The sequence below is a fragment of the Achromobacter mucicolens genome (genome assembly GCF_029866465.1).
GTDB classification, from domain to species: Bacteria; Pseudomonadota; Gammaproteobacteria; order Burkholderiales; family Burkholderiaceae_B; genus Achromobacter; species Achromobacter mucicolens.
Genome location: NZ_CP123364.1, coordinates 4525216 through 4537165, shown reverse-complemented (window position 1 = coordinate 4537165; position 11950 = coordinate 4525216). Strand labels below are relative to the sequence as shown.

At 66.9% G+C, this 11950-nt stretch carries 11 protein-coding genes; 5 read left to right on the top strand and 6 right to left on the bottom strand.

The window, feature by feature from the left end:
- Window positions 1-29: 29 nt before the first annotated feature.
- The 5 genes from QEP15_RS20825 to QEP15_RS20805 form a co-directional block, all read right to left on the bottom strand.
- Window positions 30-1607: a serine hydrolase gene (locus QEP15_RS20825; RefSeq protein ID WP_280147981.1), complete on the bottom strand. Its 1578-nt coding sequence runs from the start codon at window positions 1605-1607 to the stop codon at window positions 30-32.
- 7 nt (window positions 1608-1614) lie between these two features.
- Window positions 1615-2784 (bottom strand): hypothetical protein, encoded by a 1170-nt coding sequence (locus QEP15_RS20820; protein WP_280147980.1) that lies wholly within the window; start codon window positions 2782-2784, stop codon window positions 1615-1617.
- Complete coding sequence (gene ampH / locus QEP15_RS20815; protein WP_280147979.1) at window positions 2784-3929, bottom strand: D-alanyl-D-alanine-carboxypeptidase/endopeptidase AmpH; 1146 nt, start codon at window positions 3927-3929, stop codon at window positions 2784-2786. The genes QEP15_RS20820 and ampH overlap by 1 nt, the downstream gene beginning before the upstream one ends.
- 153 nt (window positions 3930-4082) lie before the next feature.
- Window positions 4083-4997, bottom strand: coding sequence for a GAF domain-containing DNA-binding protein (locus QEP15_RS20810; RefSeq protein ID WP_253854836.1), 915 nt, complete (start codon window positions 4995-4997; stop codon window positions 4083-4085).
- A gap of 136 nt (window positions 4998-5133) precedes the next feature.
- The gene (locus QEP15_RS20805; protein WP_175155223.1) at window positions 5134-6135 is read right to left on the bottom strand and encodes a LacI family DNA-binding transcriptional regulator; all 1002 of its coding nucleotides are present in this window, start codon (window positions 6133-6135) and stop codon (window positions 5134-5136) included.
- 223 nt (window positions 6136-6358) lie between these two features.
- Here QEP15_RS20805 and QEP15_RS20800 point away from each other — a divergent pair, with 223 nt between their 5' ends.
- From QEP15_RS20800 to QEP15_RS20780, 5 genes are all read left to right on the top strand, one after another.
- Window positions 6359-7501, top strand: coding sequence for an L-talarate/galactarate dehydratase (locus tag QEP15_RS20800; protein WP_175155222.1), 1143 nt, complete (start codon window positions 6359-6361; stop codon window positions 7499-7501).
- Between the two features lie 86 nt (window positions 7502-7587).
- The gene (locus QEP15_RS20795) at window positions 7588-8550 is read left to right on the top strand and encodes a Bug family tripartite tricarboxylate transporter substrate binding protein (protein ID WP_142053480.1); all 963 of its coding nucleotides are present in this window, start codon (window positions 7588-7590) and stop codon (window positions 8548-8550) included.
- 197 nt (window positions 8551-8747) lie between these two features.
- Window positions 8748-9893 (top strand): muconate/chloromuconate family cycloisomerase, encoded by a 1146-nt coding sequence (locus QEP15_RS20790; protein WP_152385336.1) that lies wholly within the window; start codon window positions 8748-8750, stop codon window positions 9891-9893.
- Window positions 9894-9930: 37 nt separating this feature from the next.
- Window positions 9931-10866: a catechol 1,2-dioxygenase gene (gene catA, locus QEP15_RS20785; protein WP_152382471.1), complete on the top strand. Its 936-nt coding sequence runs from the start codon at window positions 9931-9933 to the stop codon at window positions 10864-10866.
- A 98-nt stretch (window positions 10867-10964) separates the two neighbouring features.
- On the top strand, window positions 10965-11267 hold the full coding sequence (locus QEP15_RS20780; protein ID WP_280148937.1) for an SDR family oxidoreductase: 303 nt from the start codon (window positions 10965-10967) through the stop codon (window positions 11265-11267).
- 19 nt (window positions 11268-11286) lie between these two features.
- Here the strand turns inward: QEP15_RS20780 and QEP15_RS20775 are convergent, their stop codons facing one another.
- Window positions 11287-11745, bottom strand: a complete 459-nt coding sequence (locus QEP15_RS20775) for a response regulator (RefSeq protein WP_280147978.1) — start codon at window positions 11743-11745, stop codon at window positions 11287-11289.
- Window positions 11746-11950: the final 205 nt, after the last annotated feature.

Genomic DNA, 11950 nt, shown 5'->3' with positions numbered 1-11950 from the left:
TGTCGACATTCGACCCGCGCCCGCCCGCTTTACTTGCGGACCCAGCGCCCCAGCCCGGCGCCATCGTAATACTGGATGTCAAAGCCCTGGGCCCCCCCCTGGTCCATCTTGAAGACAATCGATGCGCGCGAGCCGATCATTTCGGCTTCGCCGGCCGGCGAAAAGGCGAACGTGTCGCCGTCCCAGTGGCTCACGGGAAAGCGCATGTCCTTGGGACCAAGAACCAGCGTCAGCGCGCCTTGCGCCTCCTCGATCCGGGCGGGGCCGTAATAGGGGTTGTCGAACGTGCCGGCGTATTGCGGCAAGGCTTTGGCCGCGGCGGGCTTGGCGGGGGCGGCTTTCCCGGTCAGATCGGCCTGCGGCTCGAACAGCACCTTCATGGCGCCGTGGTACGCCGCAAACCAGTCGCGGCTCGGCTGGCCGTACAGCGCGGTGTCGATGAATGTGGCCGCGACGGCTTCGGCCGCGCCCACCGGCGCGCCATTGGTCAGCACGACGATGCCGATGCCGGCGGAAGGCACGATGCGAAACGTCGTTCCCGTGCCCACCAGGAATGCGCCGGAATGTCCCATCGACGGCCGTCCGCCCGTCTCCGTGTTGACGTTGAATCCATAGCCATAAAAGCCGGAACGCGCATCCACATCGGGCGCGCGCGCACTGAAGGCCTGAGGCGACAGCGCTGGCAGCAATGCGCCGGGGGCGGCCAGCGGCTTGCCCTGGTGCTGCCCGTTGGCCAGCAGCAGCTTCAGCCACTGCGCCAGATCCACCACCGTCGAGGACACGCCGCCCGCGGGCGCCTGGGCATCGGCGTTGCGCTGGCCCGCCTGTACGAAGCGGCCGTTCTGGTAGGCATGCAGCAAGGCGCGATTGGCATGGGCCTCGAAGGCTGCATGGCGGTAACTCGTCGAAGCCATGCCCAGCGGCTTGAACAGCTGCTCGTCCGCAAGCTGCTCCCAGGGTCGTTCCGCAGCCTTGGCCACGGCCTCGGCGCCTATCGTGGTGCTGAAGTTGGCGTAGTGGTACGACGTGCGAAAAGGGGTGAGCGGCACGAGGCGCAGGCGCGCGATGACGTCGTTGCGGGAAAAGCCCAGGTCTTCCAGATCGTCTCCCGCCGTGCCCGGCAGCCCGGTGCGGTGCGCGAAAAAGTCGCCGATGGTGGCGTGTTCGGACACATAGGCGTTGCTGAGCGCAAAGCCGGGCAGGTGACGCGACACGGGGTCGTCCCACGCCACCTTGCCCCGCGTGATTTCGATGGCCGCGACGGTTGCCGACAACGACTTGGAGATGGACGCGATCTGGAACACGGTGTTGGCATCCACCGGCGCGTCCTTGCCGGCCTCGCGCGTGCCGTAGCCTTGCGCCAGCACGGTCTTGCCGTCGATGACGACGGCCACGGCAAGGCCGGGCACCTGGCTGCGTTTCATGATGTCCGTGACGATGCCGGGCAAGTCCCGCACGGCGCGTTCGCGGCTGCCGGCCGGGATGGCGACCGCGTCCGCCGGCGGGTAGTCGGCGCGGGTAATCGGCACCGGCTGCGACCCGGCCGGCATGATGCCGCCCAGGGCCAGAACGATCGTTGCGGTGATGCGCGTGATGGTGTTGTTCATGTCGGCCTCAGAATCCTGCCTGGTAAGCGATGCGGAAAACGCCCTGGTTGATGCGCAGGGCCTGGTCACGCTGATGCGTCAGCCCGGCCTGCACGATCAATCCCAAGGGCGTGACGTAGGTGACTGCGCCCGATACTCCCCAATCCGTGCCGTCCTGCAAGCCATGCCGCGCTAGTGTCTGGCTGCCGCCGGTCAGCTTGCGCGCGGCGGCCGTCGCGGTAACCTGCCAGCGGTCACGAGACAACGACACTGAGGTTACGCCATTGCCGTTGGCGACCGGCGCGCCGCGAAAGGCGCTGGAGTAGGTGACTTCGTTGAACCAGTTCAGGTGCCATGCGTTGCCCAGCGGCGTGTCGTAGCTCAGGCGGGCCGATACCGTGTTGGCGCTTTTTCCCTGGTCCGGATCCAGGTGCAGCCGGCCGGCGTCCACCCCGCCCGAGACGCCCGGCAATCCGGGCAGATCGCGAAAGTCGTACGACACGACGAATGACTTGAGCTGGTCGCTGAACAGGGGCGGTTCATCGGGCCCGAGCAGGCCGCCGTCCAGGCTGAACCGGCGGTTCATGGCAGTGTTGTCGCGCTTGAACAGGATGACGGCGACCGAGTGCGCGCCGCGGCCCGCGGTGTCCAGGGTGTAGCGTCCGCCCACACCGATCGAGCCGCGAAATTCCGAGTTCTCGTTGAATCCCGAATACAGGCCGTCCACGACGTGCCAGGCGTCGCCAAATCCCAGGTCCATCTTGCCGCCGTACAGCGCGTAGTTGTCGGCGGTGTAGGCGGCGAACAGGTTGTCCAGATTCGCGCCCAGATCGGAAAACGCGTTGTCCTTGGTGTCGTTGGTGGACGAGTTGAAGGTTGCCTTGGTCCGGAACGAGAACGCCCGCGTCAGTTGCAGCACCAGCGCCGCCTCGGCCGTCGGTTGCACGCTGCTCCAGTGCGAGCGAGGCAGCTGGCCGTTGTCGTCCCGCACGCCAAAAAAGCCCGTGTAGCCCGTCATTAGCAGAAATCTGCCGTTCAGGCGTGGATACGAGTCGTCGCCGTCCGACAGGTCGCTGTAGGGCGTGAGGAAGATTTCGGTCTTGAATATGTCTTGCGCCTGCTGCGCCCACGCGCCCTGCGCGGCCCACGCCAGCAGCAGCGCCGCCGCGGCCAGGCGCGGCGCACGAAGGCGCCGCATCACCGGCCCAGCTCGGCCGCCAGTTCGCGCACCTGCGCATGGATGTTGTTGAACATCCCGAAGTTCACCCGGCTGGCGACGACGAACACGCCCATGTCGCGGTTGGGCGACAGGACGGCGTAGGACATGAAGCCGCCGATGCCGCCGCTCTTGCCCAGCAGAAACGGCGTGCCGTTGCGCGGCAGGGTCACCACCCAGCCCAGCCCCATGCCGTCGCCATCCGTGACTTCCGTGCCCACGACGGACTTCAGCCCGTCGTACGGCAGCCACATCGTGTGGGCCAGGAGCGCGGCCTCGCGGGCTTGCCGGGCGCCATCCAGATGCCAACGCATCCAGCGCACCATGTCGTCCGCCGTGGCATAGATTCCCGCGCTGGCGTACATGATGTCGGGCGCAACGGCATTGGGATCCGGCTTGTCGAAGGGATCCAGACCGGTCATCAGGCGTTTTTTCTGCGCCTCGGTGAGCACGTTGGTGGCGTCGGTCATGCCGGCGGGCTTGAAGACTTCGTTGGCGAGCACGGTTGAATAGTCCGCGCCGCCCGCCTTGGCCAGCGCGTCGCCCAACAGGCCATAGCCCAGGTTGGAGTACAGCGTGGTGGTGGCCGGCGCATAGGCCGGCTTGTGGGTGCCCATCCACTTCCAGTAATAGGCGCGGTCGAAGGCGTTGAACGGGTTGTCGGAGGGCTTGGCGTCGGGATCGGGCAACTCGCGGGGCAGGCCGGCCGAATGCGTTGCCAGGTCCAGCAGCGTGATCGGCCGGCCGTTGGCGTCGACCTTGGCATGCTCGGGTGCGTATTTCGCAAGCGGATCGGTCAGCTTGAGCTTGCCCTTGGCCGCCAAGGACGCAAGCACATCGCCGGCAAACACCTTGGACACCGACGCGATGCGGAAGATGGACTGGCCGTCGGGTTCGACGCCGCTGCCGGGCGCGGTCTCGCCATAGCCCTGCACAACGACGTCATTGCCGCGCACCGCCGCGATGATCAGCGCGGGCGCGCCGGCGTTCAGGTAGAGCTGCATGCCGGCCATGGAAACGGCATCCTGCAGGGCAAGGTCGGTTGCCCGGGCGGGGCCCGCGCCCAGTGCGCAGACAGCGCTCAAGGCAAGAAGGGAGATGCGCGGCAGAAGGCGGGACGTCAGCATGCGGTTCTCTCGGAGCGGCGCGGCTGGGAGTGTCCCATCCGCATGCCGCGATGATCCCAAAAACCGCCGACGCAGCCATCTGCGCCAGGACGAAACAACATTCCCGCATGATGAATGGCATATTGGGCGGCGCCGCAACCGGCAAACCCGGGCTCAAAGCCCCATGCGTTCGCGCAGCGGCTTGCGATAGGCGCGGGACACGGGCCAGGTGTCGTCCACGGCCCGCATGCGGATCTGCCACTTGTCGACGCTTCTGCGGTCCACGTCCATGACATGCAACGCGTTCGCAATGGCGGTGCGGTGCACCCGGAAGAATGTCTGCTCGGGCAGCAGCGTCGACCAGACGCCGAGCGCGCGCGAGTCCAGCACCATCGAGCCGTCCTCGAGCCAGATTTCGCTGTAATTGCCGGCCGAGCGCACGCCGACGATGGCCTCTGGCTGCACGCCGCGGACCACGCCGCGCATGCTCAGGTACACCACTGATGCGGCAGGGTTGCCCAGCGGCGCACGGGTGCGGCCGCTGCCGTACTTGGCCTGACCGATGAGGTTCGCGCATTGGTACAGGGCGCCGACCTCGGCGGCGGACCAGTGCCGGTGGCGCAACGTGGTGTCAAAGCCGATGATGCCTTGCAGCTTGCCGTCATGGCAGACCGGTACGCTCAGTACGCTCTTGTTGCCCTGGCGCTGGAACTCGGCCTGGATGGTGCGCGCGGTGCGGGGCAGGTCGTTGACGTCGTGGATGGCGACTGCCTGGCCCTTGACCATGAAGCGGTGCAGCCAGGCGATCAGCGTGGTGGGCACATCCTGCAGCTCGGCGACGAAAGGGGCGGTCTGGCCACGGCACCATTCATGCGTATTGCGCAGCCGCAGCATGTCCGGGCGGTACTCGATCATCCAGGACCGGTCGATGTCCGAGGTTTCACCCATGTAGGCAAGCTGCTCGGAGATCGCATCGTCCGCGGGCAGCTTGAGCAGGCTCATTGCGCAGTGGTAGACCCATTGCGATGACGGGTCCGGCTGGAGCAGGGTGACGGGGTGAGTCTGGTATTGGCCAACATCATCCTTCACGGGCGGATCCTTTTGAGGCGGCGACGCGCTTCGGGGGCGCGCTGTCGGACGCGCGCGGCTCGGCGGAATTCTCCTACCGGCGGCGCGGCATGACAACTGCCTGCCGCGGCCAGGTGCCCAGCCAGGTGGCCCCTGGCTACGTTGCCGCACAGCCGCCCGTCGACTCGCGCTCGACGATCTGGAAACCCACGTCGATGATGCGCTCCTGCGTGCTCTCGCCGCGGCAGCGCGCCATCAGGATGCGCGCGGCCTGAGCGCCGATGTTCGCGCCGTCGACCTGCACGGTGGTCAGCGACGGCGCCAGGTGCGCGGCGAAGTCGGCGCCGCCGAACCCGCAGACCGCCAGGTCCTGCGGCACGCGCAGGCCGCGCACGCGCGCTTCGGTCAGCACGCCCTCGGCAAGCGCGTCGGCGCTACAGAAAATGGCCTGCAGGCCGGGCGCCTTGTCGAACAGTTCGGCGGCGGCGCGCCGGCCGGAAGCCACATTGCTGGGCGCCGGTACCACGGCCGTGGGCACGTCGTGGCCCAGGGTTTCCAGAAAGCCCGCGCGTCGCACGGCGGCACGCTGGTCGTCGCCGGTTGCCAGCCCCACGTTGCGCCATCCCTTGGACAGGAAGAATTCGGCCACGGCGTTACCCACCCTCCGGTGCGAAAAACCCACCAGCATGTCGAGCGGGTGCGCGGTCAGGTCCCAGGTCTCGACGACGGGGATGCCGATTTCGCGCAGGCGGTGCGCGGCCGGTATGTCGCTCAGCAGGCCGGCGACGACGACGCCGTCGACCCGGCGTCCCGCCATGGCATTGAGCAGGGCTTCTTCGCGGCCGCGGTCATAGCCCATCTGCCCCAGGATGAGCTGGTAGCCGTCGCGGTCGAGCTCGGCGGTCAAGGCTTCGATGGTGGGCAGGAACTGCGGCACCGAGATGATGGGGACCAGCGCCGCGACGGTGTGGCTGCGCCGCGACTTCAGGCCGCCGGCCAGCAAGTTCGGGATGTAGCCCGTTTCCGTCACGGCCTGCTGGACTTTCGCGATGGTGGCGTCGGAGACGCGCCCCGGGTTGCCGAGCGCGCGCGATGCGGTGATGAGCGACACGCCAGCGGCGCGGGCGACGTCATGCAGGGTGATGGACTTGGGCTTCATGGGATGGAAGGATAGTACGGGTATGTACGGATCGCGGCGCGGCTTGCCGTGAATTTTGGACAACGTTATCATGACCGCCAGCTGCCACGTTCTCATCGCCGCCGCCAGCAAGGCTCCGCATTCCGGCGCTTTTTATTTGGCCACGAATGACAACGTTGTCCATTAGCTGGGACATCCCGCGCCTGCTGGCCCCAATGCCCATTCAAGACACCTGGAGACTCCTATGACCGCCCCGATCCCCGCCGACCGCATCGCCTGGATGCGTATCTCGTCCTGCTATCTGCCGCTGGCCACCCCGATCAGCGACGCGAAAGTGCTGACCGGCCGCCAAAAGCCGATGACCGAGGTCGCGATGCTGTTCGTCGAAGTGCAGACCGAAAACGGCGACGAAGGTATCGGGCTCAGCTACTCCAAGCGCGCCGGCGGCCCGGGCCAGTTTGCCCACGCCAAGGAGATCGCGCCCGTCCTGATCGGCGAAGACCCCAGCGATATCGGCCGGCTCTGGACCAAGCTGTGCTGGGCGGGCGCGTCCGTGGGCCGCAGCGGCCTGTCCACGCAGGCCATCGCCGCGTTCGACGTGGCGCTTTACGACCTGAAGGCCCGCCGTGCCAAGCTGCCGCTTGCCAAGCTGCTGGGCGCCTATCGCGATTCGGTCGCTTGCTACAACACGTCGGGCGGATTTCTGCACACGCCGCTGGAACAACTGCTTGTGAACGCCAGCGCGTCGCGCGAGCGCGGCATTGGCGGCATCAAGTTGAAGGTCGGTCAGCCCGACCGCCAGCTCGATATCCGCCGCGTCGAAGCCGTGCGCAAGCACCTGGGCGACGACGTGCCGCTGATGGTCGATGCCAACCAGCAATGGGACCGCCCGACGGCTCAGCGCATGTGCCGCATCTTTGAACAATTCAACCTGGTGTGGATCGAAGAGCCGCTGGACGCCTACGACCACGAAGGCCACGCCGCGCTGGCCGCCCAGTTCGACACGCCGATCGCCACCGGCGAAATGCTGACCAGCGCGGCCGAGCACAGCGAGCTGATCCGCCACCGCGCCGCCGACTACGTGCAGCCCGACGCCCCGCGCGTGGGCGGCATCACGCCGTTCCTGAAGATTCTTTCGCAGGCCGAGCAGGCCGGCGCGATGCTGGCGCCGCACTTCGCGATGGAGCTGCACGTGCACCTGGCCGCCATCTATCCGACCGAGCCGTGGGTCGAGCACTTCGACTGGCTGGAGCCGCTTTTCAACGAGCGGCTGGAGATCCGGGACGGCCGCATGCTGGTGCCCAACCGGCCGGGCCTGGGCATCTCGCTCAGCGATCAGGCGCGCGCCTGGACGCGTGAAAGTGTCGAGGTCGGCAAGCGGATCTGATCCATTTCCTGTTCCCGCCGCGGGCCTTGCGGCGGGACGCATGCAACACCACCGGCGCGACAGACGCCATCCCAGAGGAGACTCGCATGAAAAAATGGTTCACCACGCTCGCACTTGGCCTGGCCGTCACGGCGTCGGCCCAGGCGCAGAACTGGCCGGCCAAGCCCGTCACGATGATCGTGCCGTTCCCGCCAGGCGGTTCGACGGACCTCATCGCCCGCACGGTGGCGCCCAAGCTGCAGGAAAAGTTTGGCGCCACCTTCGTGATCGAGAACAAGCCCGGCGCGGGCGGCACGCTGGGCGCCGGGCAGGCCAAGCGCGCCGCGCCCGACGGCTACACGATCCTGGTGTCGTCGCTTGGGCCCTTCGTGATCGGCCCGCATCTGGTCAAGGATCCCGGCTACGACGCGCTCAAGGATTTTGAATACATCACGGTGGCCGTGCAGGCGCCCAACGTGCTGGTGGTCAATGCCAACTCGCAGTTCCGCGACCTGAAGGGCGTGCTGGCGTACCTGAAGGCCAACCCGGGCCGCATGACGTTCGCCTCGGCGGGCAACGGCACCTCGGACCACCTGACTGCCGAACTGTTCTGGCAAGAGACCGGCACGCAGGCCACGCACGTGCCGTACAAGGGCGGCGCGCCCGCCATCGTGGACCTGCTGGGCGGCCAGGTCGACGCCAGCTTCAGCAACATCAACACCAGCCTCACGCACATCCAGTCGGGCAAGCTGCGCGCCCTGGCGGTCACGAGCGCGAAGCGTTCGCCCCTGCTGCCGGACGTGCCGACCATGGAAGAGTTGGGCCTGAAGGGCGTGACCGTGACGTCGTGGCAGGCGTTTGCCGGTCCCAGGAACATGCCCGCCGACGTTCGCGACAAGCTGCGCGGCGGCATCGTCGAGGCGCTGAACGACCCGTCGGTCAAACCGCGTTTGCTGGAACTGGGCTTTGAGATCGTCGGCAACACGCCGGCGGAATTCACCAAGTTCCAGGCGGACGAGTTTGCCCGGTGGAAGAAGGTGATCGAAGTGGGCAAGATCACGGCGAATTGATCTTGACGGGGGCGGGGGGAGAAGACTGCTTCGATCCCGATATAACCCGAAAAGTATCGGTATCCGGCCCCGTTCTCCTGAGGCGGGGCTTTTTATTTATGCCTTGAAGGTATCAATTCGGATTCTCAAAGTATTGGACGCGCAGAGTCGCCGGCTCTTATAAACGCCGTGTGACCACCTCTTCTACACCGCCGTCCATGCCCGCAGCCTTCATCGAACGCATCGAAACCTCTCTCGTCGACCTTCCCACCATCCGCCCGCACAAACTGTCGGTGGCCACGATGTATGGCCAGACGCTGATGCTGGTGAAGGTGTTCTGCAGCGACGGCGTGGTGGGCATTGGCGAAGGCACCACCATCGCAGGCATGGCGTACGGCCCGGAAAGCCCCGAGGCCATGAAGCTGTCGATCGACGCGTACTTCGCGCCGGCCATGATCGGCCAGGACGCCACGCGCATCCAGGCGCTGATGGCGCATCTGGGCAAGCTCGTCAAGGTCAATCACTTTGCCAAGAGCGCGCTGGAGACCGCGCTGCTGGATGCGCAGGGCAAGCGCCTGGGCGTGCCGGTCAGCGAACTGCTGGGCGGCCGCCGCCGGGACCGGCTGCCCGTGGCCTGGACGCTGGCGTCCGGCGACACCACGCGCGACATTGCGGAGGCCGAGCAGATGCTGCAAGAGCGCCGCCACCGCATCTTCAAGCTGAAGATCGGCGCGCGGGATCCGAAGACGGATATCGAGCACGTGGCCGCGATCAAGCGCGCGTTGGGCGACCGCGGTTCGGTGCGGGTCGACGTGAACATGGCGTGGAGCGAAACGCAGGCGGCCTGGGCGATTCCGGCCTTGGCGCAGGCGGGCTGCGAACTGGTGGAGCAGCCGGTGGCCAGCGCCGCGGCGCTGGCGCGGCTGGTGCGCCGGTTCCCGGTGGCGCTGATGGCCGACGAGGTCCTGCAAGGCCCGGACACCGCGTTCGAGATCGCGCGCCAGCACGGCGCCGATGTCTTCGCCATCAAGATCGAGCAGAACGGCGGCCTTTTTGCGGCGCAGCGCGTGGCGGCGATTGCCGACGCGGCGGGCATCGAACTCTACGGTGGCACGATGCTGGAAGGCGCGGTCAGCACGGTGGCGTCGGCCCAGCTGTTTGCGAGCTTTGCCCAACTGCAGTGGGGCACGGAGCTCTTCGGCCCCTTGCTGATCACCGAGGAAATCCTGACGCAGCCGCTGGACTACAGCGACTTCGAGCTGACCGTGCCCACCGGCCCGGGCCTGGGCATCACGCTGGACGACGACCGCGTCAAGCGCTTCACGCGCGAGGGACTGGTCAAGGTCACGAACAAGAAACACTGAACACACCAAACAAACAGACAACCCACTGGAGACAGACATGAGCCTCGACGTATTCAACTCGAAAGAAGTGCAGGACCTGCTGAAGGCCGCGACCAATCTGGACGGCAGCGAAGGCAACCCCCGCTTCAAGCAGATTCTGAACCGCCTGTTGAGCGACCTTTTCAAGGCCATCGACGATCTGGACATCACGCCCGATGAAGTGTGGGCGGGCGTCAATTACCTGAATCAGCTGGGCCGCGACGGGGAGGCCGCGCTGCTGGCCGCCGGACTGGGCCTGGAGAAGTACCTGGACATGCGCATGGACCACGAAGACAAGCTGGCCGGCCTGGATGGCGGCACGCCGCGCACCATCGAGGGCCCGCTCTACGTGGCCGGCGCGCCGGTGCGCGATGGCGTGTCGCGCATCGATGCCGATCCGGATGCCAACGCCGGTCCGCTGGTGATCCGCGGCATCGTGCGCGATACCCGCGGCGAGCCGCTGGCCAATGCGGTCGTCGAGTGCTGGCATGCCAATTCCAACGGCTTTTACTCGCACTTCGATCCGACGGGCGCGCAGACCGACTTCAACCTGCGCGGCGCGGTGCGTACCGGCCCGGACGGCAAGTATGAGTTCCGCACTCTGATGCCGGTCGGCTATGGCTGTCCGCCTCAGGGCGCCACCCAGCAGCTGCTGGACGCGCTGGGCCGCCACGGCAACCGCCCGGCGCACGTGCACCTTTTTGTCAGCGCGGATCAGCACCGCAAGCTGACGACGCAATTCAATATCGAGGGCGATCCCCTCATCTGGGACGATTTCGCTTACGCCACCCGCGAAGCGTTGATCCCGCCGGTGACCGACAAGACCGGCGGCGCCGAACTGGGCCTGAAGGCAGACGCGTACAAGGAAATCGTCTTCGACGTCGTGCTCACGGGCCTTGTGCAAGGCAAGGACAACCAGATCGTCAATCGCCTGCGCGCGTCCGCCCAGGCCTGATCCCGGCAGGCATCGCCGTGACGAGATGCCGCCACCACCCCCCACCTCATACCGATAACGCGCTCCGCGCGGAGCCGTGCCGCGAGGTGACCCCGGTGATGCGCAATCAGGGGCGGGGCGCCATTGTGAACGTGGGCTCAAACGCCACCCGTGGCATTTACCGCGTGCCGTATTCCGCGTCCAAGGGCGGCGTGCGCGCCATCCCGCGCAACACCGAAGCCCCTTCGGAGCAGGACCGCATCTGGCAGCGGGAAATGTATACGGATTGTCTGGCCGGCACGCCCATGCACCGCATGGGCAGCATGGAAGAGGTTGCCGCTGCGATCTGCTTTCTGGCGGCGCCCGAGGCGTCCTACATCACGGGTCAGGTGATGTACGTGGCGGGCGGGCACGTGGGGTGAGGACGCCGGTCACGCGGCGTCATGCCGCCTGAACGAGCCGCTCCGGGCTGGCGGCGCCCAAGCGGCTGAAAGAGGCCGTCAGCCGGCCCGAGCCCCCGCGCGCCGGCGACGGCGGCTGCGCCGCTTGCGTCAGGCGGCGCACCGCCTTCAGCACTTCATCCGGGTTGGCCGGCTTGCGCATCAGGACCGCGCGTTCGCCGCAGGCTTCCAGCATTTCATGTTCGGGGCGGCCGCTCAGGACCAGCACGGGCGTGTCGTGCAGGTAGGCGTTTTCCCGCATGGCGGTCAGGAGGGCGCCGCCATCCATGCCGGGCATGGAAAGATCGGTGATGACGAGGTCGGGGCGCAGCGCAATCATCTGCTGCAGCGCGGTGAGTCCGTCGGTATGCGTCGTTACGTCATAGCCTTCGCTGCTCAGGAACTCGCTCATCAGGGCGACCAACGTGGGTTGGTCGTCCACCAAAAGGATTTTCTTCATGATTGTCAGTGCCGCGGACGGCTGGGAATTCGGTTGTCTGCGCCATCGGCTGGCCGCGCGGTCACGCGGGCAGGGCCGGGGCATGCCGGGCTAGGCGGCAGCCGCGAGTAGGGGGCAGTGCGTGCAGGCGGAATCCTAGGGCATGCCCGGGCTGATAGGGTGTCGTAGTTGTATCCATACGCAACCATCTCGCTTCAGGTACCTG